We start from the raw sequence: 21,753 nt of genomic DNA on the forward strand, positions 1-21,753 counted from the left end.
GAGGCGCAACCCGCTTTAGAAAAGGCGCATCAATGGAGTTTTGATGTCTAACTTTTGTCAGTCCCGGTAAAGGCCCCGCTCGCAAGTCTTCTTGCGTGCCGGGCCTGAAAAACGAAGCCCCGACTTCCCCAAGGGAAGGCTCGGATCGTTTTTGTGCGCCCTTTGGCGCTATACGGATTCTGACAACAATGGACATTTCCCGCGCTGAACAGCGCATCCTTCACTTGCTCGCTCAAGGCGGCCGCATCGAAATCGAACGTAGCGACAACAAAAAGATCGAGACCGCCTACTGCTTTACGCGTGACGGCTGGGTCTACCCGGATTTCGGCCTCGACCTCTTCCGGCGGCTGAAGCGCCTTAAGGCCATCAAATCCAAGGACGGCCACCCCTATCGCATCAGCGAAAAGGGATTGCGGCTGGTGAGGGCGCAGCTGAACAATCGATAAGCCAGACAAGAGAGCCGCCCCTGTCTGGCGGCTCTCCCCGATTGATATGAGGGCGCTTGGCGATCAGAACGTTCTGATGATCTCGGCCACCTGGTCGCCCAGGCGATCGCTGTCTTCCTGCATCGCAGTTCGTTTCTGGTCGACTGCAGTGATTTGATCCTCGCTGTCAGCCAAGGCCTTCAAATAGCGCTTCTTCAGATCGCTATTTTCGGGCACGGCGCCGATATTCCGTCTTATCCGTTCTTGTTCACTGGTGATTTTCTCGAGCTCGCTATCGAAACTCGCCAAATCGTTCTGGGCGGCGACCTGTTTCCTACGCGCCTCCGCTAGGTTTGTGAGCTTGTCCGTGAGCGCCTTGTCATGTGTCGAGGCTGCCCATCCCAGCACCATGTCGGGCTCGGCATCGACCAAAGCATAACCGTTGCTCTGAAGCTGCTCGTCGACCGCGGTCAGCGTCTTCTCCGTACCAGCGGGCACAACAACCTTGAGCCGCTGATGCGTTGCCGTCTTGCCGAAGCTTTCAGCCGAGGAGAATGACCAGCCGTCCCTGATCGGATGCTCGATGATAACGGTCCGCTCGCCGTCAAGCGCGCCCGAAACGGTGTACGTCGTCGTCTGGCGGTATTTGACGACGGCATTCATCAGGCCATCGGAAACCTTTAGAGAAGCGACCTCCTCCGTCGGTGTCTGCTGCTCGCTGATCGAAACTTTCCGATCGGTCGCGAAGCTGGCGAGGCGCGTATCGTCCTTGGGCAGCGCGGACAGTTGGGAATCGCCGATATAGCCGGTCTTGCCGTCGTATAGCGTCAGAATTCCCGCCGGCATGCTGACCGCGGTGGTGTTCTTGAGCATCACGGCGGCGATAGGATTGCGAAGAGCGCTACCGGCCCGATACATATCCACCATGTCGGCCTCCACCTCCGCATCCATGATCGGCACCGATAAGGTATCGCCATTGGCCAGATCGTAGGTCCCCGGAAGCTCGAAAGTGGCCGAGATATCGCTTTCGGTCGCGGCGGTGGGATTGGCCGTGGCAATTTGCATTGGCGCGACCGGACTTTCCAGCTCGTCAGCCGCGTATGCCTTTCTGCTGACGCCGCCCATCATTGCCTTGGCGGGCGCTGGCGCAGCTCGTTCCTCAGCATTCGATGCCAGGCGCCGCCTGTTGGACAAGTCGCCGCTATCGGGATCAGGAACATTGTTCGACGCCGTGTTGACGGGCACTTCCTGCCGCTCTCTCCAATAGAGCTGGTGCAAACCCTGTTTCAGTGTCACCGGCTCCGCCGAAGTCAGCGTCAGCTTGATGCCCTCCCAGTCTTCGCCGCTGGCGTTTTCCAACACCGTCCATGCCTGCAGGCGCGCCTTGTCATTTCCCTGGATAACGACCTTGTAGGCCGTTTTCCAGATCGGAGACGGGACGACATAAGTCAGGCCGACATCGCCGCTGTTCTTTACGCCGTTCACCTTAATATCGATGGCACGCGTGCGGTCGTTCTTGCCGCGGGCGATGGCTGCGGCCGCCTTGGCGAGCTTTGCCCGCATGTTGGGATCGTCAAGCCGCACGGACGCATCCTCGCCCAGTGCCAGCGTCTCCACCGCGCCATCCTTGTCGATAACGGTCAGTAGATAAGCCGGTGCCTTCTCGTCGGCCTTCCTCGCCTCGATTCCAAGGATATTCCCCTCAACGGTCTTGCCGCCGCTGGTGACCGATACTTTGGCGCCCTGCATCGATGTCAGAAGCGACGGCACGGATGAGAGCGCTTCCAGACTGAACGGCAAACCCTTGAACGTCTCCTGCAATGGCTGCGGCCCTGCCAGCGACATGCCGGCCACCGAGCCTACAGATCCGCTGACCACAAGGCTCTTCAAGATGTCATCGACCTGATCAAGGGGAACCTCGATCCGGATCACGCCGTCGCTATTGACGCCGGCCGCTCGGGAAACCTCGGCCAGGCCACCCGAGGACAGGGTAATGGATCGAATGGCCCCATTGTCGGCCGCCAGCGACATCGCTGGAAATGACGCGCCGAGGAGCAGGATCACCGAGACTTGCTTGAGCATGAAGAGACCTTCCGATTCGGTTGCAGAGGACGAGACCAAGCGGCTCACTGCAATTTATGATCGTATTTCGGTCCAAAGTGTGATGGTGTCCGCGCGGAATATTGGCATGTGCAAAAGGGCCGTCCGGATTTCCGAACGGCCCCTCTCATAAGTGGCATCAAACGTCGCGAAACTTGCTTGCTCGGCGCGGTCGGAAAGAGGCAGTGCTGCTTACCACCACTTCGCCGGCGTAAACTTGCCGGCGGCCTGTTCGATGACGTAGGCGGTCTTGAAGAGGGTTTCCTCTTCGAACGGCCTGCCGATGAGTTGCAGGCCGAGCGGCAGGCCCTTCGGGTCGAGGCCGGCAGGGACGGCGATGCCGGGCAAGCCGGCCATGTTGACCGTCACCGTGAAGATGTCGTTCAGGTACATCTTCACCGGATCGGAAGCGAGATCCTCGTCGGCGATGCCGAAGGCCGAGGACGGGGTCGCGGGCGTGAGGATCGCGTCGACACCGGCATTGAACGCCAGTTCGAAATCACGTTTGATGAGCGTACGAACCTTCTGCGCGCGGAGGTAATAGGCGTCGTAATAGCCGGCCGACAGCACATAGGTGCCGATCATGATACGGCGCTTCACTTCCTGGCCGAAGCCGGCGGCGCGTGTCTTTTCATACATGTCGACGATATCCTTGCCGTCGACGCGCAGGCCGTAGCGGACGCCATCGTAGCGGGCAAGGTTCGAGGAGGCCTCGGCGGGCGCGACGATGTAATAGGCCGGCAGCGCATATTTCGTATGCGGCAGGGAGATGTTGACGATCTCGGCGCCGGCGTCCTTCAGCCAGGCAATACCCTGCTGCCAAAGCGTTTCGATCTCTTCCGGCATGCCGTCGACGCGGTATTCGTTGGGGATGCCGATCTTCATGCCTTTCAGCGACTGGCCGAGCGCGGCTTCGTAATCCGGCACCGGCAGATCGACGGAGGTCGTATCCTTCGCATCGACGCTTGCCATCGACTTCAGCAGGATGGCGGCGTCGCGGACGTCGCGGGCGATCGGGCCGGCCTGGTCGAGCGACGAGGCGAAGGCGACGATGCCCCAGCGCGAGCAGCGGCCGTAGGTCGGCTTGATGCCGACGGTGCCGGTGAAGGCGGCCGGCTGGCGGATGGAGCCGCCGGTGTCGGTAGCCGTCGCGCCGGCGCAGAGATGAGCTGCAACGGCTGCAGCCGAACCACCGGACGAGCCGCCGGGAACGAGCTGCTGGTTAGATCCCTCGGCGCGCCAGGGGTTGATCACCGGCCCGTAATAGGAGCTCTCGTTGGAAGAGCCCATGGCGAACTCGTCCATGTTGAGCTTGCCCAGCATGACGGCGCCGTCGTTCCAGAGGTTCTGCGTGACTGTCGATTCATAGTGCGGTTCGAAACCGTCCAGGATGTGGCTGCAGGCCCGCGTATGAATGCCTTCAGTGCCGAACAGGTCCTTAATGCCAAGCGGAATGCCTTCCAGCGCACCGGCTTTGCCTTCCGCAAGGCGGGCGTCCGACACCTTGGCCATTGCTAGCGCCTTTTGCGGCGTCACCTTCACATAGGCATTGAGCTGAGCATTGGCCGCCTCGATCGCCGAGATATAGGCCTCGGTCAGTTCGGTGGCGGTAATCTGCTTGGCGCGCAGCTTATCGCGGGCTTCGGCAATGGTCAGGCTGGTCAGTTCGCTCATTTTGTTTCGCTTCAGATCTGGAATTGGGCAACGGGTCGGAAAAGGCTCGAAGGGAGCCGTTATTCGACGACTTTGGGCACCAGGAAGAAATTCTGATCGGTATTCGGCGCATTGGCGACGATGTCGGCGGCCTTGTTGCCGTCGGTCACTTCGTCGGTGCGTTTCTTCATCGCCATCGGCGTGACGGAGGTCATGGCTTCGACGCCATCGACATTCACTTCGGAGAGCTGCTCGACGAAGCCCAGAATGCCGTTCAGCTCGCCCATCATCCGTTGCGCTTCGTCTTCATTGACGGCGATGCGGGCAAGATGGGCGACGCGTTTGACGGTGGCGAGATCGACGGACATGGCATTCTCCGGATAGGATTTTTCCTATCGCTATAAAGACCATGCCCGCCATACGCAACGGGTATCGTCAGGCGGAAACGCTCTCACCCACCTTCGGCGCAGCAACCACGGTCTTCGAACCTTCCATACCGGTGATGAACTTTTCCGGGGTCTGGTCGATGATCGGGAAAGTGCCGTAGTGGCAGGGAATGGCGGTCTTGAAGTTGAAGAAGCGCTGGCAGGCGAGTGCTGCCACGGCACCGCCCATGGTGAAACGGTCGCCGATCGGCACGATGCCGATATCGGGCTGATGCAGCTCGTTGATGAGGGCCATGTCCGAGAAGATATCCGTATCGCCCATATGGAACAGCGTCGGCTCGTCGTCGAAATGCAGCATCAGGCCGTTCGGATTGCCGAGTGCATGCGACACGCCATCCTCGGTGATCTGCGCAGAGGAATGCAGCGCATTGGTGAAGGTGGCGGAGAAGCCGCCGAGGCCGACGGTGCCGCCGGTATTGCCCATTTCCAGCTTCTCGACGCCCTTGGTGCCGAGCCAGGAGGCGAGATCGGCATTGGCGAGAACGACCGCGTCCGTGTCCTTGGCGATCTGCACCGCATCGCCGACGTGGTCGCCATGACCGTGTGTCAGCAGGATATGGGTCACGCCCGCAGCGACGTCCTTGATGTTGAGGCCGGCGGCGGCGAAAGAGGAATTGTAGGTCAGGAAAGGATCGATCAGTATTTTTGCCGTGGCGGTTTCGATGCGAAACGCGGAATGGCCGAGCCAGATGATCTTCATTGGATTTCTCCTTATAACTTGATTTGAAATAGAAGGCTGGTGTCCGGAGCATTTCCGGTGGAAACGCTCCTTCTATTTGCTCTTCCGCATTTCCGCACGCAAAACCGCTGTGCGCTTTTGCTGGAAATGCTCTAGGAGATATCCCAAACCGCGGCAAAGAAAAGCGGCTTTGGCTTCAATTTGTTTTGACGAGAGCGAGACCTGATGACGACGCTGACCATCGAAGACCTAGCCGCGACGCTCCTGCCCGGCCAGCCGATTGCCGGCCTCGATCTCGGCACGAAGACGATAGGGCTTGCGATGTCGGATCTCGGACGACGCTTTGCAACGCCTCGCCCCGTCATCAAGCGCGTGAAGTTCACGCAGGACGCCGAAACGCTGCTTGCCTTCGCCGAAAAGGAAAAGGTCGCGGCCTTCGTCATAGGGCTGCCTGTCAACATGGATGGTTCTTCGGGGCCGCGCGTGCAGGCAACGCGCGCCTTCGTGCGCAGCATGGCGGAAAAGACCGCCCTGCCCTTCGTCTTCTGGGACGAGCGGCTTTCGACCGTGGCCGCCGAACGGGCGCTTCTGGAAATGGACGTTTCGCGAGCCAAGCGCGCCGAGCGTATCGACTCCGCGGCGGCAAGCTTCATTCTTCAGGGAGCTTTGGACAGGCTGTCGGCCCTCGGAAGGGCAAGTTTGCCCGATCTCGACGCCTGACGGCGCTTCCACCACGCGATAATGGCGGCGCGACGACGGAAGCCGAAAATCGCGAAGACCAGCAGGCTGTCGAAGGCGATCGCGCGCGCGACCAGCGGCGGAATGGTTTCCGGCGGGATGCCAAGGATCTTGCCATAGATGTCGAACACGAGATCGTGCATCTGACGCGTCAGCATGAAGATGCCGAAGCTCATGTCGTAGTATGACAGGTAATACCATGCCCCGAGAAACGAGACCGGTCCGGCCCAGCAAATCAACAACCACTTCATGCGGTTCCCCTTCGACGCGGATATTGCGTCGTGCCAGCCGAAAGGACGAGCCAATTCGACAACGCCATGGCGCTCAACACCATCGCGGGCAGCGTTATATCTAGTGCAAGCACGGCGAAGAACATCATCGCCGCGACAAGAAACACTAATTTTGCGGGTTTTGACCCCATGGCTGCACGCTTGATGGTTAACTCTTCGTCTTCCAACAGTGACGACTTAACCGCCGTGGCGCAATGTAAACCAATTGTTAAGGTTAATGGCGGAGCGGGCTTGTGGATATCCCTCGCTTGAGCCCCGGCATCAGCCGTAGACGCCGCGCACGAGCCGCTTCAAGGCCGTTGCCGCCTTCTCCCAATCCTTGCCGTTTTTCAACGCGAGACCCGCGCATTGATCGCTGACGGCTGACGCCAGCACGATGTGCTGGATGGCGGCAAAGATCATGGCGTTGACCGCCTGGGCATCGACGCCCTTGGGCGGTACGAGCGAGCCGCGCATGCGTTCGATCCAGCCGGCGAGCGCCTTGGAGCGCGCCTCCGACAGGCGCCGCACCTGCTCGCTGCTTTCGGAGACCTCCCAGGCGACGATACGGCGCATCAGGGGATCCGCACGCAACGCATCGAGAAACAGCATCGAAAGCCGCTCCATCAGATCGCCATAGGTGAGAAGGAACATGCCGCCGGTGTCGTCGGGAATGCGATCCGTCACCCAGCTGCCGAGATCGGTGCCGATGGCTTCCACGAGGCCGTTGAGGCCGCCGTAATAGCGATAGATGAGCTGCTTGTCGCAACCGGCACCGCGAGCAACCGCATTGATGCCGAAATTCTGGAACCCCTCCTCCGCCAGCAGCCGCTTGGCGGCATCGAGGATCGCCTGCTCGGTCGCGGCGCGATTGCGCACGCGCTTTTCGACAACAGGTATTTCCAGGGGGATTTTAACGGCAGCGTTTGCAACGGCCATCGATTCGACTCCAATCTGTCACCGAGTGGTGATTAGCAAGCCTGGTCGCCTCGAACAACAACGGCGCGAAGATCCGATCAAGTCAAAACCCGCGAATCCACAGATTAGAGAAACTGACCAAACCACACCGTCGTTTCGGAAGCCAGCCCCGGCGGAAGTTCCACGGAAACGAAACCGCGCGATAACCAGAACCGGATGCCGCCATGATTGCTGGCATTGACGCCGAGATGGACGCCCGTGACGCCATTGGCCAGGGCATTTGCGATCCAGTGATCCAGCAGCGCAGTACCGATGCCCTTGCCCTGGGCGCGCGGTAGGAGGTTCATATGAATATGTGCGGGGAATTTTTCGACAAGAGGCGCAGGTGTCCGCTTCGGATGATGGATCAGCGATATCCGCTTCTGGTCGGCATTCCACAGCATGGGATCACCTTCCGGATCGGCATAGCGACGCTGCAGATGCGGCCACCACTCACGCTCCAGTCGCTCGTCGAAGGCAATCGTATCGAAGACACCGGCGATATAGCCAAAGACGCCTTCGTCATCTTCAGCAACGAACACCAGCTCGGGATGTAGCATGGCGTAGGGCGCGGAGTAGATGTGCCCGATCAGCCGGCCGTCGCGATGGAGCGGCGCTGCATCCTTGCCGGCATCGCCTGTTGCTAGCGAGATGGCGTAGAGCTGATCGATATCCTCGTGGCGAACCACACGAAGGTCGATCATGAGCGCCTCCGAAGGCGTCTGTAGAAATTGCGGGTAGCCAAGTCGATCAAAACTGCAAATACCTCTTCAAAGATGCCGGCCTACATCCATCCGCCGATGTAATATGCGGATGACGGCGATCTCTGTATCCCGCAAGAGATAATAGATCACATGGGAACCGACGACATATTTGAAATAGTCGTCGCGGATGTCAGTAGCGCGGCCAATTTTCAGATCGGACGCCAAATCCCTCGAAAGCCTCGACGATTTCGGCATGGTAGATCTCGGCTTGCCTTACAGACCAGTTCTCGACCGTATATCGCCAGATACCTTCAAGATCGGCCACAGCAAGTGGAGAAAGACCGTACTTGCGAGGCCTATTGACCATAGGTCGCACGCATTCGCTTGAGGAATGCGGCGTTATCGAAGGAAGCAACCTCTCCGGATTTTTCACCAGCAATCAATGCATCCTGCAGAGCTTTAACCTTCGTCTCGTGCTCTTCGAGCAGGCGCAACCCCGCGCGAACAACATCACTGGCTGAGCCGTATCGGCCCGTCTGTATCTGGGCCTCGATGAAGGCACTGAAATGATCGCCAAGCGAAACGGATGTGTTGCGAGCCATGGGGCACTCCTCTATCGGTACCAATATATAATAAATATTGGTACCGCATCAACTGGAGATGCCGCGCCGAAACTGCGAGACGGCCGGCGACACTCTAAGTCGCCGGCGGATACAGCAGATCGACGATGTAGCTGGCGTCGAAGCGGGAATCGAGCATGCCGTAGGTCGCCCGCCAGCCGCCGGCCAGGCGGGTTTCGATGAAGGCATCGGCGATCTTGCCGGCTCCGAGGCGATAAAGCTCGGCCGCACCGGCGGCGAGCGCCATCTGCTCGACCAGCAGGCGGGCAGCGCCCTCGTCCTGCTCGCAAAGCGCCATGGCGGCGCGCAGGACCTCGATAGTCTTCTTGCCGGCAGGCCCGAGATCACGGGCAAGACCGGAAAAGACGGTTTCGAACAGGTCCCTGCCCCGGTTCAATACGCGCAGCACATCAAGCGCCATGACGTTGCCGGAGCCTTCCCAGATCGCGTTGACGGGGGCCTCGCGGTAATGACGGGCGATCGGACGCTCTTCGATATAGCCGCTGCCGCCGATGCACTCCATGGCTTCGTAGATCAGCGCCGGCGCGATCTTGCAGCACCAGTATTTGGCAACCGGCGTCATGACGCGGGCATAGGCCGCATCCTCCGAGCTGCCGCTTGCCTTGTCGAAGGCCTCGGCCAGGCGGAAGGCGAGCGCGGTCGCGGCAGCGACATCGAGCGCCATATCGGCAAGCACGCGGGTCATGATCGGCTGGTGGACCAACATCTTGCCGAAGACGCTGCGGCCGCGGGCATGATGCACGGCTTCGGCCAGCGACGCGCGCATGATGCCGGCGGATGCCAGCGCGCAGTCGAGCCGCGTCAGCGTCACCATGTCGAGGATCGTGCGGATGCCGGCATCCGGCGCGCCGAGCAGGAAGCCGAACGTATCGGTAAACTCGACTTCCGACGAGGCGTTCGACCGGTTGCCGAGCTTATCCTTCAGCCTCTGGAAATGCAGGCCGTTGGCCGAGCCATCCTCCAGAAGCCGCGGCACGAGGAAGCAGCCCATGCCATCCTTGGTCTGCGCCAGCATGATGAAGGCATCGCTCATCGGCGCCGACATGAACCACTTGTGACCCGAAAGCCGGTAAATGCCTTCGCTGACCTTGTCGGCACTCGTCCGGTTGGCGCGCACATCCGTGCCGCCCTGCTTTTCCGTCATGCCCATGCCGATGGTGACGGCGCTCTTCTGCATGGCGGGCTTATTGGACGAATCGTACTTGCGCGACAGGATCTTCGGTGCCCAGTCCTTCTGCACCGCCGGAGAGGCCATCATGGCGGCGACCGAGGCACTGGTCATCGTCAGCGGGCACAGATGACCGCATTCGAGCTGAGCCGTCAGATAGAAGCGCGCGGCGCGCACCTTGTGCGACTGGCCCTTCGCCTCGGGATCGGCCTGCGCATCCCAGATCGAGGAATGCAGGCCCATCGCCATGGAGCGGCGCATTAGCGCATGCCAGGCGGGGTGAAATTCGACGACATCCAGACGCTCGCCACGCGGGCCATGGGTACGCAGCTGCGGTGCGCCCTGGTTCGCCATGCGTGCCAGTTCCTGCGCCTCGTGCGACGTGACGAACCGCCCATGCTGCTCCAGCTCTTCACGCGTCGAACGCGGCAGGCCGGACGTGAGATCGACGATCAGCGGATCGGAGCGATAGGCATTGATACCGGTCCAGAGGCTCGGCTGGTTCAGGTCGGCAAAGGGGTCGTCAGTCCGGGTCGGTTGGGTCATGAATCGCTTGTAGAGCAAGAAGGTTGCAAAGGGAAACCGGAAGTTACGTCTCCCACCGGCATGGGTCCTGTAGCGGGATTCGGGCGAAATTGCATGGGGAACAAGCAGCCTCGGCGCACACCGCCGCTTGCCCCATGGGCGCTCGCTCTTTATAGACCCCCTGACGAAATCCAGAGGGCAGGTTCATGGTCTTCTTTCCCCACCGCCACCTCATCGGCATCAAGGGCCTCACCGAGCAAGATATCACCTATCTTCTCGACAAGGCCGACGAGGCGGTCAAGATCAGCCGCCAGCGCGAGAAAAAGACGTCCACGCTTCGTGGCCTGACACAGATCAATCTCTTCTTCGAAGCATCGACGCGCACGCAATCCTCCTTCGAACTGGCCGGCAAACGGCTCGGCGCCGATGTGATGAACATGTCCGTCGGCAACTCCTCCGTCAAAAAGGGCGAGACGCTGATCGATACGGCGATGACGCTGAATGCCATGCGGCCTGATGTGCTCGTCATCCGCCATTCGAGCGCGGGCGCCGCCGCACTTCTGGCGCAGAAGGTGTCCTGCTCCGTCGTGAATGCCGGCGACGGCCAGCATGAGCATCCGACCCAGGCGCTGCTCGACGCGCTGACGATCCGCCGCGCCAAGGGCAAGCTCTCGCGCATCATCGTCGCGATCTGCGGCGACGTGCTGCACTCGCGCGTTGCCCGCTCCAACATCCTGCTGCTCAACGCCATGGGCGCACGCGTCCGGGTCGTGGCGCCCGCCACGCTGCTGCCGGCCGGCATCGCCGACATGGGTGTTGAAGTCTTTCATTCGATGAAGGAAGGGCTGAAGGATGCCGACGTCGTGATGATGCTGCGCCTGCAGCGCGAGCGCATGTCCGGTGCCTTCGTGCCCTCGGTGCGCGAATACTACCATTTCTACGGGCTCGACGCCGAAACGCTCAAGGTCGCCAAGGAGGATGCGCTCGTCATGCATCCGGGTCCGATGAACCGCGGGGTGGAAATCGCCTCCGAAGTGGCCGACGGTCCGCAAAGCGTCATCGCCGAACAGGTGGAAATGGGCGTCGCCGTGCGCATGGCCGTGATGGAGACCCTGCTCGTTTCACAGAACCAAGGACCTCGCACCGAGGGAGCGGGCGCATGAGCAACTCGATCGTCCTCCAGAACGTCCGCATCATCGATCCCTCACGTGATCTCGATGAGATCGGCACGATTGTCGTCGAAGACGGCGTAATCATCGCGTCGGGCAAGGATGCGAAAAACCACGGCGTTCCCAAGGGCGCGAGCGTTCGCGACTGCGGCGGCCTCGTTGCCATCCCTGGCCTGGTCGATGCCCGCGTGCATGTCGGCGAGCCTGGCGGCGAACATCGCGAAACCATCGCCTCCGCCAGCCGCGCGGCCGCAGCCGGTGGCGTCACCTCCTTCATCATGATGCCGGACACCGATCCGGTCATCGACGACATCGCGCTTGTCGAGTTCGTCCGGAAGACGGCGCGCGACACGGCCGTCGTCAATGTCTATCCGGCAGCGGCCCTCACCAAGGGACTTGCCGGCGAGGAGATGACGGAAATCGGCCTATTGCGGGAAGCGGGAGCCGTCGTGTTCACCGACGCCCATTCCGGCGTCCACGATAGCCAGGTCCTGCGCCGCATCATGACCTATGCGCGCGAATTCGGTGCAGTGATTTCCTGCGAAACACGCGACAAATATCTCGGCGCAAACGGCGTCATGCACGAAGGCCTGCTGGCAAGTTGGCTCGGTCTCTCGGGCATCCCGAAGGAAGCCGAGTTGATCCCGCTCGAGCGCGACCTCCGCATCGCGACGCTGACGCGCAGCCACTATCATGCCGCGATGATTTCGGTGCCGGAATCGGCTGAGGCGATCCGCCTCGCCCGCTCGCGCGGCGCCAAGGTCACCTGCGGCATCTCGATCAACAATCTGGCGCTCAACGAGAACGACATCGGCGAATACCGGACCTTCTTCAAACTCTATCCGCCGCTGCGCTCCGAGGACGATCGCACAGGTATGATCGAGGCACTGGCGGACGGCACGATCGACATCATCGTCTCCTCGCATGATCCGCAGGATGTGGACACAAAACGCCTGCCGTTCGGAGAGGCCGAAGACGGCGCCGTCGGGCTCGAAACGCTGCTTCCCGCGGCACTTCGGCTCTATCACAGCGGTCAAGTGAGCCTGATGCGGCTTGTCGATGCGCTCTCGACGCGACCGGCGCAGATCTTCGGACTTCCCGCCGGTACGCTGAAGCCCGGCGCCAAGGCCGATATCGCGCTTGTCGATCTTGACGAGCCTTGGCTTGTCGCAAAAGACATGCTTCTGTCGCGCTCGAAGAATACACCCTTCGAAGATGCGAGGATGAGCGGCCGGGCGGTTGCAACCTATGTCGCCGGCAAGCTGGTTCATAGTCTCTAGGGCAGCCTTAAGGGTTTACGGAGAATAAGACGTGATGGCGGATTTCTGGACTTGGCAGCTTACCCCGCAGACCGCGCTGGCCGGCCTCGTCATCGGCTACCTGCTCGGCTCCATCCCCTTCGGTCTATTGCTGACGCGCATGGCCGGGCTTGGCGACGTGCGCAACATCGGCTCCGGCAATATCGGCGCGACCAACGTGCTGCGCACCGGCAACAAGGGGCTCGCCGCGGCCACGCTGCTGCTCGATGCCCTAAAGGGCACCGCCGCTGTCTTGATCTCAGTGCATTTCTTCGGCGGCGATGCCGGTGTGCTGGCCGGTTTTGCCGCCTTCATCGGCCACATCTTCCCCGTCTGGATCGGTTTCAAGGGCGGCAAGGGCGTCGCGACCTATCTCGGCATCCTGCTAGGCCTTGCGCCGCTGATGGCGCTGATTTTCGCCATCGTCTGGCTGGTTATCGCCTTCACCACACGCTACTCCTCGCTTTCCGCGCTGGTTGCAACCCTTGTCATCCCGGTTGTATTGTGGATATTGGGCGTCGATAAGATCGCCGCCGTCATGGCGCTGATGACCGTCATCTCCTGGTACAAGCATAGGGCCAATATCGCCCGGTTGACCGCGGGAACGGAAGGCAAGATCGGAGCGAAGGGATAATGGACACAGGCAGCGCAAAACGGACCGGAGTTGCGCTGACCGAAAGACAAAGGATCGCCTGGCTCAGGCTTATCCGCTCCGACAATGTCGGGCCATCAACCTTTCGCGATCTCATCCATCATTATGGCTCCGCCGAAGCAGCACTTGCCATGCTGCCGGAGCTTTCGCAGCGCGGCGGCTCGACGCGCGCGATCCGCATTGCCGACGAGCGGGACGCATTGCGGGAGCTGGAGGCGGCGCATCGCTTCGGCGCGCGCTTCGTCGGCATCGGCGAGCCGGACTATCCCCCTGCCCTTCGCGAGATCGACGGCGCGCCGCCGCTTCTTGCCGTCAAGGGCAGCATGTCTGTGGCAACGAGACCGGCCATCGGCATGGTCGGCTCCCGAAATTCATCGATCAGCGGCGCCAAATTCACCGCCATGATCGCGCGCGCATGCGGAGAAGCAGGTTACGCCGTGGTCTCCGGCCTGGCGCGCGGCATCGATACGGCCGCTCACCGCGCCAGTCTCGCGACCGGTACGATCGCCGCTTTGGCGGGCGGACTCGACCAGCCCTATCCACCCGAGAATGTCGGCCTGCTAAACGAGATATGGGACGGCAACGGGCTCGCCGTCAGCGAAATGCCCTTCGGCTGGGAGCCGCGGGCTCGCGACTTTCCGCGCCGCAATCGTCTGATCGCGGGTATCTCGCTCGGTGTCGTGGTCGTCGAAGCGGCAACCCGCTCCGGCTCGCTGATCACGGCCCGTCTTGCCGGCGAATTCGGCAGGCTTGTCTTCGCCGTTCCCGGCTCGCCGCTCGATCCGCGCTGCGAAGGCACCAACGGGCTGCTGAAAGATGGCGCGATGATCGTGACGACGCCGGCCGATATCGTCGAGGCGCTGCGGCCGCTCGCCGAGCCGGACCTCTTTCGCCCACGCCCGGCCGAGACACCCGTCGAACGGAGCAAGCCGCTCTCGACACCGCCCGATGATGCCGAGCGCGACCGTGTCGTCGATGCACTGGGTCCGACACCGGTAGAGATCGACGACATCGTCCGTCATACCGGCCTGCCGATAGCGGCTGTTCATTCCGTCCTTCTCGAACTGGACATGGCCGGCCGGCTGCATCGCCATCCCGGCGGACTGGTGTCGATCTCCATGCTGGATTGAAAAGTGTGACACGCGTACCAATTCTAAGCATCGCATCGCCGCGCCAAGCGCAAAAATCGCCTTCGCCTCTTGACCGCGACGAATTCCCTGTCCATGTCGGAAGGCCGGGAAGCCGGAAAAACCCGGTATCTCCCGCGCCTTATACCGGCGCGACCTCTTATTCAGAGACTTGATGATGAACGTTGTAGTGGTGGAATCGCCTGCCAAGGCCAAGACAATCAATAAATATCTGGGACCCGGATATAAGGTTCTTGCTTCCTTCGGCCATGTGCGCGACCTGCCCGCCAAAGACGGTTCGGTGCTGCCGGATCAAGATTTCGAAATGCTGTGGGAAGTCGATGGCGCTTCGCAAAAGCGCATCAAAGATATCGCCGACGCGATGAAATCCTCCGACGGCCTGATTCTCGCGACCGACCCCGATCGCGAGGGCGAAGCCATTTCCTGGCATGTGCTCGACCTCTTGAACAAGAAGCGCGTCATCAACGGCAAGCCGGTGAAGCGCGTCGTCTTCAACGCCATCACCAAGAAAGCCGTGCTCGACGCCATGGCCGACCCGCGCGACATCGACGTGCCGCTGGTGGACGCCTATCTCGCCCGCCGCGCGCTTGACTATCTCGTCGGCTTCAACCTGTCGCCGGTTCTCTGGCGCAAGCTGCCGGGTGCCCGCTCGGCCGGCCGCGTGCAGTCCGTAGCCCTTCGCCTCGTCTGCGACCGCGAGTCCGAGATCGAACGCTTCATCTCGGAAGAATACTGGAACCTGTCTGCGATCCTGAAGACGCCGCGTGGCGATGAATTCGAAGCCCGCTTAGTCTCCGCTGACGGCAAGCGCCTGCAGCCGCGTGCGATCGGCAATGGCGAGGAAGCCGGCAGGCTGAAGGCTTTGCTTGAAGGCGCCTCCTACGTCGTCGATACCGTCGAGGCGAAGCCGGTCAAGCGCAATCCGAGCCCGCCATTCACCACCTCGACGCTGCAGCAGGCTGCCTCCTCGAAGCTCGGCTTCTCGGCCTCGCGCACCATGCAGGTGGCGCAGAAGCTCTATGAAGGCGTCGATATCGGCGGCGAGACAGTCGGTCTCATCACCTATATGCGTACCGACGGCGTCCAGATGGCGCCGGAAGCGATCGATGCGGCACGCCACGCCATCGCCAACCAGTTCGGCGAGCGCTACCTGCCGGAAAAGGCGCGCTTCTATTCCACCAAGGCAAAGAATGCCCAGGAAGCGCACGAGGCAATCCGCCCGACCGACTTCGACCGCGTGCCGGACCGCATCCGTAAATTCCTCGATGACGACCAGCTGAAGCTCTACGATCTCGTCTGGAAGCGCGGCATCGCCAGCCAGATGGCATCGGCAGAAATCGAGCGCACGACCGTCGAAATCCTGGCCGATAACGCCGGCAAGAAGGCGGGCCTGCGCGCCGTCGGCTCCGTCATCCGTTTCGATGGCTTCATCGCCGCCTATACCGACCAGAAGGAAGACGGCGAGCAGAGCGACGACAGCGAAGAAGGCGGTCGCCTGCCGGAGATCAATGCACGCGAAAATCTCGCCAAGCAGAAGATCAATTCGACCCAGCATTTCACCGAACCGCCGCCGCGCTATTCGGAAGCATCGCTGATCAAGAAGATGGAAGAACTCGGCATCGGCCGCCCCTCCACCTATGCGGCGACGCTCGCAACGCTGCGCGACCGCGATTATGTCACCATCGACAAGCGCAAGCTGCTGCCGCAGGCCAAGGGCCGGCTGGTGACGGCCTTCCTCGAAAGCTTCTTCACCAAATATGTGGAATATGATTTCACGGCCGATCTGGAAGAGAAGCTCGACCGTATTTCGGCCGGCGAGCTGAATTGGAAGGACGTGCTGCGCGACTTCTGGCGCGATTTCTTCGCCCAGATCGAAGATACCAAGGAACTGCGTGTCACCAACGTTCTCGATGCTCTGAACGAGACGCTCGCTCCGCTCGTCTTCCCGAAGCGTGAGGACGGCAGCGACCCGCGCATCTGCCAGGTGTGCGGCACGGGCAATCTCTCCCTGAAGCTCGGAAAATACGGCGCCTTCGTCGGCTGCTCGAACTATCCGGAATGCAACTATACCCGCCAGCTTTCGTCGGAAGGCGGCGCGGAGGCCGAAGCCAACGGATTGAACGAGCCGAAAGCGCTTGGCACCGATCCGGTGACCGGCGAAGAGCTGACCCTGCGTTCCGGCCGCTTCGGACCCTATATCCAGCGCGGCGACGGCAAGGACGCCAAGCGTGCTTCTTTGCCGAAAGGCTGGAAGCCGGAGGATATCGATTACGAGAAGGCGATGGCGCTGATCTCGCTGCCGCGTGACATCGGCAAGCATCCGGAAAGCGGCAAGATGATCTCGTCCGGCATCGGCCGCTATGGCCCCTTCCTTCTGCATGACGGCAGCTATGCCAACCTCGAAAGCGTCGAGGATGTCTTCACCGTCGGCCTCAACCGCGCCGTCACGGTTCTTGCCGAAAAGCAGAGCAAGGCAGGCGGCGGAGCGCGCGGCGGTACGCCCGCGGCGTTAAAGGATCTCGGCGCGCATCCGGATGGCGGCGGCTCGATCACCGTTCGCGACGGCAAGTATGGTCCCTACGTCAATTGGGGCAAGGTCAATGCGACCCTGCCGAAGGGCACGGATCCACAGGCGATCACGGTCGAGGAAGCCCTGGCTCTGATCGCGGCGAAGGCCGGCAAGAGCGGCGGCACCACCAAGAAGGCGCCCGCCAAGGCAAAGGCTGCGGCAGCCGGCGCAAAAGCGACGAAAACGACCGCTAAGCCGAAGGCCGCTGCTAAGAAGCCGGCGGCCAAGACGACAGCGAAAAAGAAGAGTGCAGAGTGAGCAGAGAACCGCGCGGCAGGAATCCATCGTCGGAACGGCGTTCCGGCAGACCCGGCCGCGCCGGCAAGGCAGGCGGTGACGCGGAGCCGATGATGGCGATCGTCCACGGTGTTCTGCCGCCGCGCGAGGTTATCCTGCGCTTCATCGCCGATCATCCGCAGCAGGCTTCCAAGCGCGAACTGGCCAAAGCCTTCGGCCTGAAGGGCGAGAGCCGCGTCGCGCTGAAGAATCTCCTGCGCGAGCTCGAAGAAGACGGCATGGTGCAGAAGAGCCGCAAATCGCTCATCCGCCCCGGCGCGCTGCCACCGATCGCCGTTCTCGACATCACGACGCGCGACAAGGATGGCGAGCTGATCGGCCGGCCCGCCGAATGGGCCGACGAAAACGGCGTGGCACCCGCGGTGATGATCAAGCAATCCTCCTCGCCCGCCGGCCGCAATGGCAAGGGCAAGGCGCCGGTCGCCGGCATGGGCGACCGCATCCTTGCAAAAATCTTTTCGGCCGCGGATCGCGGCGGTCCGGCCTACACGGCTCGTATCATCAAGGTCCTCGACAAGCGCAAGGGCGCCTCCATGGGCGTCTTCCGAGAAACGCCCGGCGGCGGCGGCCGGCTGATGCCGATCGAGCGTCGCGGCGAGGAGATGGTGATCGATCCGGATTATACCGGCGATGCCAAGGACGGCGATCTCGTCGAGGTGGAAATAGCCCGCCTCGGCCGCTTCGGCCTGCCGCGCGCCAAGGTGCTGTCAGTCATCGGCTCGGTCGCCTCGGAAAAAGCGATTTCCATGATCGCCATCCATGCACATGGAATCCCGCACGTCTTCCCCGCCTCCGTGATCGCGGAAGCCGATGCCGCCAAGGCAGCGACCATGTCGCATCGCGAGGATTGGCGCAGCCTGCCGCTGATCACAATCGACCCCGCCGATGCCAAGGACCATGACGACGCCGTCTATGCAGAAATGGATCCTTCGCCCGACAATCCGAACGGCGTGATCGTCACAGTCGCCATCGCCGACGTCTCGTGGTATGTGCGCCCGAACTCGCCGCTCGACCGCGAGGCGCTGAAGCGCGGCAATTCGGTCTATTTCCCCGATCGCGTCGTGCCGATGTTGCCTGAGCGCATCTCCAATGATCTCTGCTCGCTGAAGGAAGGCGTCGACCGCCCTGCCCTTGCCGTGCGGATGACCTTCTCCAAGGAGGGGCGCAAGGCGGGCCACACGTTCCATCGCGTCATGATGAAGAGCGCTGCCAAGCTTTCCTACCAGCAGGCGCAGGCGGCGATCGACGGCAAGCCCGACGACAAGACCGGGCCGATGCTGGAGCCGATCCTCAAGCCGCTCTGGCACGCCTACGAGATTTTGAAAAAAGGCCGTGAGAGGCGCCAGCCGCTCGAGCTCGACATGCCCGAGCGTAAGATCCTGCTGAAGCAGGACGGTACGGTCGATCGTGTCTTCGTGCCGCCGCGCCTCGACGCGCACAAGCTCATCGAAGAGATGATGATCCAGGCGAACGTCGCTGCGGCCGAGACGCTGGAGAAGCGGAAGCAGGTGCTGATCTACCGCATCCATGACGGACCGACGCTTGCCAAGCAGGAGGTGTTGCGCGAGTTTCTGGCGACCCTCGGTATTTCGCTTGCCAAGGGCGGTAATGTGCGCGCCAACAGCTTCAACGGCATTCTGGCGAAAGCCGAGGGCACGGTGCATCAGACCATGGTCAACGAGATGGTGCTGCGCTCGCAGAGCCAGGCGATCTACAGCCCCGACAATATTGGGCACTTCGGCCTGAATCTGATGAAATACGCCCACTTCACCTCGCCGATCCGCCGCTACGCCGATTTGATCGTGCACCGCGCCCTCGTCGGCTCGCTTGGTTTCGGCGAAGGCGGGATCACGCCGGACGAGGAAGCAACGCTGGACGATATCGCCGCTGAAATTTCCACCTTCGAGCGCCGTGCCATGGCGGCCGAACGCGAAACGGTCGACCGGCTCATCGCCCATCATTTGGCCGGTAAGGTCGGTACAGAATTCGAGGCGCGCGTCGGCGGTGTCACCAAGTCGGGGCTTTTTGTCACCCTGCCGGACTATGGCGCCGATGGTTTCATCCCTATATCCACGCTGGGCTCCGATTATTTCATCTATGATGAGGCCCATCAGGCATTGACGGGCGAAAGAACGGGACTCGGCTATCGTCTCGGCGATGACGTCAGCGTGAGGCTAGCCGAGGCCGTGCCGCTTGCCGGGGCTCTGCGCTTCGAAATGCTCAGCGAAGGTCGGGCGATGCCGACCGCGGTGCGTTCCTTCCACAAGGCGACCCGCCGCAACAAAAACCAGGCCCGTAAGGCGCCGGGCACAAGACCGCCGCGCGGACGCAGGTAAGAGGCGGCTGCCGGCAGGAAGGAAACGCATTCATGACGGGCAGCCCATCCGACTCTCCTACCCGCTTCGGTGGCTCCGATGAAAGCGAGCGACCGCTTGGGCGATCGATTTCCCGCGGTATGCTGAACCGCTGTCCGCGCTGCGGCACCGGCAGGCTCTTCCGCGCCTTCCTGAAGCCGGTGGATCATTGCGCCGTATGCGGCGAGGAAATCTTTCACCAGCGTGCCGACGATCTGCCGCCCTATCTGGTGATCCTTGTTCTCGGCCACATCATCGTTGGCGGTTACATGCTGACGGACATGACTTTCAAATTGCCGATCTGGGCACATCTTGCCATATGGGCGCCGATTACCGTCATCGCAGCACTTGCCGTCATTCAACCGATCAAGGGGGGTGTCATCGGCCTGCAATGGGCGCTGCGGATGCATGGATTCGGCGGACATGACGACAATCCGGAAGAATGGGATGAGGGAAACGGCCGGTCGTGACAATGTATGCCCGCCTGCGCAGCCGGCCCGGACAAAGGGTCGAGGTTGTCTCACATCATTACACTCTTCTATCGGGAATCACGATCGATTCGCCGCATATTCGCGATTTGCGCGAGCTGGTTCATCAGCAACGGCTTGACATCAGCAACATTTCTTGTCTGAACATGCCGCGCGTCAAGGGGACTGTTCCGGAGGGTTTGACCGATCTCATGAAAGCCGACCCGTCACCTGTATTTGGCCGAGCCGTGGCTTTCTATGTTGCGCATCCGGATCGATTCGCCTGCCTCATGCTCCAGGATTTAGTTTATGCTTGAACCGACGAACGACAAGGCCGGCCATGTCGAAGAAATTCACTGGCCTTCGCTCGTCGCAGCCATTGCCTCCGTGTCCGCCGTCGGCATCGCCATCGGGCTAGGCCTGCCGCTTCTCAGCATTATTCTCGAAAAGCGCGGCATTCCTTCGAGCCTGATCGGCCTCAACACGGCGATGATGGGGATAGCCTCGATGCTGGCCGCGGTCATCACGACCAAGCTCGCGCATCGCTTCGGCGTCGTGCAAACGATGATCTGGGCGGTCTTTCTCTCGGCGTTAAGCTCACTCGGCTTCTATTATGCCGAGAACCTGCTTTTATGGTTCCCGCTGCGCATCGTTTTCCATGGTGCGACCACGACCCTTTTCATCCTGTCGGAATTCTGGATCAACGCGGCCTCGCCGCCTTCCAAACGCGGCTTCGTGCTCGGCCTTTATTCCACGGTGTTCTCGCTCGGCTTTGCGGCCGGTCCGCTGCTTTTCTCCGTGGTCGGCAGCGAGGGCTTGCTGCCCTTCATCGTCGGCGCCTGCATCATCCTGGCCGCCGCCATTCCGATCTTCATTGCGCGCAATGAGAGCCCGATCGTCGACGAGAAACCCGAACTGCATTTCGTCCGGTACATCTTTCTGGTGCCGACGGCGACGGCGGCGGTCTTCGTGTTCGGCGCGGTAACCGTCGGCGGCGGCTCGCTGTTCACCAGCTATGCGACGCGCCTCGGCTTCAACGAATCGCAGGCCGCATTGCTGCTGACGGTCATGGGCGTGGGCAATTTCGTCTTCCAAATCCCGCTGGGGCTGCTTGCCGACCGCATGCGCGACAAACGGCCGCTATTGTCGATCATGGCTACGATCGGCTTTGTCGGCGCGCTTCTGCTGCCATCGCTCTCATCGAACTGGATCATTCTCGCCGTCATTCTGCTCTTCTGGGGCGGCTGCGTTTCGGGCATGTATACGGTGGGGCTCAGCCATCTGGGCACACGGCTGACTGGCGCCGATCTGGTGGCTGCCAATGCCGCCTTCGTCTTCTGCTATGCCATCGGCATGGTTCTCGGGCCGCCGACGATCGGCACGGCGATGGATTTGGTCAACCCAAGCGGCTTTGCCTGGGCTGTGGCCTTTTTCTTCGGCCTTTATGTCCTGCTTTCGGGGATACGACTGCTTTTCATGGGCAACAGAGGTTGA

Annotated in this window: 23 protein-coding genes; 11 read left to right on the forward strand and 12 right to left on the reverse strand. The window is 61.5% G+C overall.

Translation table 11 applies throughout. The features are described from left to right. Positions 1 to 188 precede the first annotated feature (188 nt). Positions 189 to 446 carry a YjhX family toxin gene (locus FP026_RS21045; RefSeq protein ID WP_149636560.1) on the forward strand — a complete coding sequence of 86 codons (258 nt, stop codon included), beginning with the start codon at positions 189 to 191 and terminating at the stop codon, positions 444 to 446. Between the two features lie 63 nt (positions 447 to 509). On the opposite strand, the gene FP026_RS21050 is transcribed toward FP026_RS21045, so the two are convergent. The 4 genes from FP026_RS21050 to FP026_RS21065 all read right to left on the reverse strand — a co-directional run bounded on the left by FP026_RS21050 (position 510) and on the right by FP026_RS21065 (position 5,324). Next, positions 510 to 2,507, reverse strand: coding sequence for a DUF4139 domain-containing protein (locus FP026_RS21050; RefSeq protein ID WP_149636561.1), 1,998 nt, complete (start codon positions 2,505 to 2,507; stop codon positions 510 to 512). 210 nt (positions 2,508 to 2,717) lie between these two features. Then, a complete protein-coding gene (gatA, locus tag FP026_RS21055) occupies positions 2,718 to 4,199 on the reverse strand; it encodes an Asp-tRNA(Asn)/Glu-tRNA(Gln) amidotransferase subunit GatA (RefSeq protein ID WP_149636562.1) in 1,482 nt (493 codons plus the stop codon). 59 nt (positions 4,200 to 4,258) lie between these two features. Then, positions 4,259 to 4,546, reverse strand: coding sequence for an Asp-tRNA(Asn)/Glu-tRNA(Gln) amidotransferase subunit GatC (gene gatC, locus FP026_RS21060; RefSeq protein ID WP_015339557.1), 288 nt, complete (start codon positions 4,544 to 4,546; stop codon positions 4,259 to 4,261). A 67-nt stretch (positions 4,547 to 4,613) separates the two neighbouring features. Beyond that, positions 4,614 to 5,324, reverse strand: coding sequence for a metal-dependent hydrolase (locus FP026_RS21065; protein WP_149636563.1), 711 nt, complete (start codon positions 5,322 to 5,324; stop codon positions 4,614 to 4,616). Positions 5,325 to 5,528: 204 nt separating this feature from the next. Here FP026_RS21065 and ruvX point away from each other — a divergent pair, with 204 nt between their 5' ends. Next, positions 5,529 to 6,023, forward strand: a complete 495-nt coding sequence (gene ruvX / locus FP026_RS21070) for a Holliday junction resolvase RuvX (protein WP_149636564.1) — start codon at positions 5,529 to 5,531, stop codon at positions 6,021 to 6,023. Here ruvX and FP026_RS21075 read toward each other — a convergent pair. The 8 genes from FP026_RS21075 to FP026_RS21105 form a co-directional block, all read right to left on the reverse strand. Next, positions 5,960 to 6,292 (reverse strand): DUF6105 family protein, encoded by a 333-nt coding sequence (locus tag FP026_RS21075; RefSeq protein ID WP_149636565.1) that lies wholly within the window; start codon positions 6,290 to 6,292, stop codon positions 5,960 to 5,962. The two genes, ruvX and FP026_RS21075, sit on opposite strands and share 64 nt — an antisense overlap. Further along, positions 6,289 to 6,498, reverse strand: coding sequence for a hypothetical protein (locus FP026_RS21080; RefSeq protein ID WP_149636566.1), 210 nt, complete (start codon positions 6,496 to 6,498; stop codon positions 6,289 to 6,291). Before FP026_RS21080 ends, FP026_RS21075 begins: the two co-directional genes overlap by 4 nt. 94 nt (positions 6,499 to 6,592) lie before the next feature. Then, a complete protein-coding gene (locus FP026_RS21085; RefSeq protein ID WP_149636567.1) occupies positions 6,593 to 7,249 on the reverse strand; it encodes a TetR/AcrR family transcriptional regulator in 657 nt (218 codons plus the stop codon). A gap of 104 nt (positions 7,250 to 7,353) precedes the next feature. After that, entirely contained in the window at positions 7,354 to 7,971 is a 618-nt protein-coding gene (locus tag FP026_RS21090) for a GNAT family N-acetyltransferase (protein ID WP_149636568.1), read from the reverse strand. Between the two features lie 66 nt (positions 7,972 to 8,037). Beyond that, positions 8,038 to 8,226 carry a type II toxin-antitoxin system RelE/ParE family toxin gene (locus tag FP026_RS30615; protein ID WP_246665402.1) on the reverse strand — a complete coding sequence of 63 codons (189 nt, stop codon included), beginning with the start codon at positions 8,224 to 8,226 and terminating at the stop codon, positions 8,038 to 8,040. Further along, on the reverse strand, positions 8,162 to 8,338 hold the full coding sequence (locus tag FP026_RS30965) for a type II toxin-antitoxin system RelE/ParE family toxin (RefSeq protein ID WP_246665403.1): 177 nt from the start codon (positions 8,336 to 8,338) through the stop codon (positions 8,162 to 8,164). Before FP026_RS30965 ends, FP026_RS30615 begins: the two co-directional genes overlap by 65 nt. After that, a complete protein-coding gene (locus tag FP026_RS21100; protein WP_149636569.1) occupies positions 8,328 to 8,573 on the reverse strand; it encodes a type II toxin-antitoxin system ParD family antitoxin in 246 nt (81 codons plus the stop codon). Before FP026_RS21100 ends, FP026_RS30965 begins: the two co-directional genes overlap by 11 nt. Positions 8,574 to 8,667: 94 nt before the next feature. Further along, complete coding sequence (locus tag FP026_RS21105; RefSeq protein ID WP_149636570.1) at positions 8,668 to 10,326, reverse strand: acyl-CoA dehydrogenase family protein; 1,659 nt, start codon at positions 10,324 to 10,326, stop codon at positions 8,668 to 8,670. A gap of 185 nt (positions 10,327 to 10,511) precedes the next feature. Here FP026_RS21105 and FP026_RS21110 point away from each other — a divergent pair, with 185 nt between their 5' ends. The 9 genes from FP026_RS21110 (at position 10,512) to FP026_RS21150 (ending at position 21,753) form a co-directional block, all read left to right on the forward strand. Then, complete coding sequence (locus tag FP026_RS21110) at positions 10,512 to 11,468, forward strand: aspartate carbamoyltransferase catalytic subunit (RefSeq protein ID WP_015339549.1); 957 nt, start codon at positions 10,512 to 10,514, stop codon at positions 11,466 to 11,468. Next, the gene (locus tag FP026_RS21115) at positions 11,465 to 12,754 is read left to right on the forward strand and encodes a dihydroorotase (protein WP_149636571.1); all 1,290 of its coding nucleotides are present in this window, start codon (positions 11,465 to 11,467) and stop codon (positions 12,752 to 12,754) included. The genes FP026_RS21110 and FP026_RS21115 overlap by 4 nt, the downstream gene beginning before the upstream one ends. A 31-nt stretch (positions 12,755 to 12,785) precedes the next feature. Next, the gene (gene plsY / locus FP026_RS21120; protein WP_188112647.1) at positions 12,786 to 13,406 is read left to right on the forward strand and encodes a glycerol-3-phosphate 1-O-acyltransferase PlsY; all 621 of its coding nucleotides are present in this window, start codon (positions 12,786 to 12,788) and stop codon (positions 13,404 to 13,406) included. Continuing rightward, entirely contained in the window at positions 13,406 to 14,554 is a 1,149-nt protein-coding gene (gene dprA / locus FP026_RS21125) for a DNA-processing protein DprA (protein WP_149636572.1), read from the forward strand. Before plsY ends, dprA begins: the two co-directional genes overlap by 1 nt. A gap of 175 nt (positions 14,555 to 14,729) precedes the next feature. Next, positions 14,730 to 17,399, forward strand: a complete 2,670-nt coding sequence (gene topA / locus FP026_RS21130; protein ID WP_149637166.1) for a type I DNA topoisomerase — start codon at positions 14,730 to 14,732, stop codon at positions 17,397 to 17,399. Continuing rightward, a complete protein-coding gene (gene rnr, locus FP026_RS21135; RefSeq protein ID WP_149636573.1) occupies positions 17,396 to 19,774 on the forward strand; it encodes a ribonuclease R in 2,379 nt (792 codons plus the stop codon). Before topA ends, rnr begins: the two co-directional genes overlap by 4 nt. Positions 19,775 to 19,806: 32 nt before the next feature. Continuing rightward, positions 19,807 to 20,262, forward strand: coding sequence for a DUF983 domain-containing protein (locus tag FP026_RS21140; protein WP_149636574.1), 456 nt, complete (start codon positions 19,807 to 19,809; stop codon positions 20,260 to 20,262). After that, on the forward strand, positions 20,259 to 20,576 hold the full coding sequence (locus FP026_RS21145; protein WP_149636575.1) for a hypothetical protein: 318 nt from the start codon (positions 20,259 to 20,261) through the stop codon (positions 20,574 to 20,576). Before FP026_RS21140 ends, FP026_RS21145 begins: the two co-directional genes overlap by 4 nt. After that, a complete protein-coding gene (locus FP026_RS21150; RefSeq protein WP_149636576.1) occupies positions 20,569 to 21,753 on the forward strand; it encodes an MFS transporter in 1,185 nt (394 codons plus the stop codon). Before FP026_RS21145 ends, FP026_RS21150 begins: the two co-directional genes overlap by 8 nt.

This window comes from Martinezella tropici (genome assembly GCF_008370325.1).
In the GTDB taxonomy this organism is placed as follows: Bacteria; Pseudomonadota; Alphaproteobacteria; order Rhizobiales; family Rhizobiaceae; genus Rhizobium; species Rhizobium tropici_B.

What these genes read in the sequence shown, in the direction of transcription:
- FP026_RS21045 (WP_149636560.1), top strand. Translation starts at nt 189, where the DNA reads ATGGACATTTCCCGCGCTGAACAGCGCATCCTTCACTTGCTCGCTCAA.
- FP026_RS21050 (WP_149636561.1), bottom strand. Translation starts at nt 2,507, where the DNA reads ATGCTCAAGCAAGTCTCGGTGATCCTGCTCCTCGGCGCGTCATTTCCA.
- gatA (WP_149636562.1), bottom strand. Translation starts at nt 4,199, where the DNA reads ATGAGCGAACTGACCAGCCTGACCATTGCCGAAGCCCGCGATAAGCTG.
- gatC (WP_015339557.1), bottom strand. Translation starts at nt 4,546, where the DNA reads ATGTCCGTCGATCTCGCCACCGTCAAACGCGTCGCCCATCTTGCCCGC.
- FP026_RS21065 (WP_149636563.1), bottom strand. Translation starts at nt 5,324, where the DNA reads ATGAAGATCATCTGGCTCGGCCATTCCGCGTTTCGCATCGAAACCGCC.
- ruvX (WP_149636564.1), top strand. Translation starts at nt 5,529, where the DNA reads ATGACGACGCTGACCATCGAAGACCTAGCCGCGACGCTCCTGCCCGGC.
- FP026_RS21075 (WP_149636565.1), bottom strand. Translation starts at nt 6,292, where the DNA reads ATGAAGTGGTTGTTGATTTGCTGGGCCGGACCGGTCTCGTTTCTCGGG.
- FP026_RS21085 (WP_149636567.1), bottom strand. Translation starts at nt 7,249, where the DNA reads ATGGCCGTTGCAAACGCTGCCGTTAAAATCCCCCTGGAAATACCTGTT.
- FP026_RS21090 (WP_149636568.1), bottom strand. Translation starts at nt 7,971, where the DNA reads ATGATCGACCTTCGTGTGGTTCGCCACGAGGATATCGATCAGCTCTAC.
- FP026_RS30615 (WP_246665402.1), bottom strand. Translation starts at nt 8,226, where the DNA reads ATGCCGAAATCGTCGAGGCTTTCGAGGGATTTGGCGTCCGATCTGAAA.
- FP026_RS30965 (WP_246665403.1), bottom strand. Translation starts at nt 8,338, where the DNA reads ATGGTCAATAGGCCTCGCAAGTACGGTCTTTCTCCACTTGCTGTGGCC.
- FP026_RS21100 (WP_149636569.1), bottom strand. Translation starts at nt 8,573, where the DNA reads ATGGCTCGCAACACATCCGTTTCGCTTGGCGATCATTTCAGTGCCTTC.
- FP026_RS21105 (WP_149636570.1), bottom strand. Translation starts at nt 10,326, where the DNA reads ATGACCCAACCGACCCGGACTGACGACCCCTTTGCCGACCTGAACCAG.
- FP026_RS21110 (WP_015339549.1), top strand. Translation starts at nt 10,512, where the DNA reads ATGGTCTTCTTTCCCCACCGCCACCTCATCGGCATCAAGGGCCTCACC.
- FP026_RS21115 (WP_149636571.1), top strand. Translation starts at nt 11,465, where the DNA reads ATGAGCAACTCGATCGTCCTCCAGAACGTCCGCATCATCGATCCCTCA.
- dprA (WP_149636572.1), top strand. Translation starts at nt 13,406, where the DNA reads ATGGACACAGGCAGCGCAAAACGGACCGGAGTTGCGCTGACCGAAAGA.
- topA (WP_149637166.1), top strand. Translation starts at nt 14,730, where the DNA reads ATGAACGTTGTAGTGGTGGAATCGCCTGCCAAGGCCAAGACAATCAAT.
- FP026_RS21140 (WP_149636574.1), top strand. Translation starts at nt 19,807, where the DNA reads ATGACGGGCAGCCCATCCGACTCTCCTACCCGCTTCGGTGGCTCCGAT.
- FP026_RS21150 (WP_149636576.1), top strand. Translation starts at nt 20,569, where the DNA reads ATGCTTGAACCGACGAACGACAAGGCCGGCCATGTCGAAGAAATTCAC.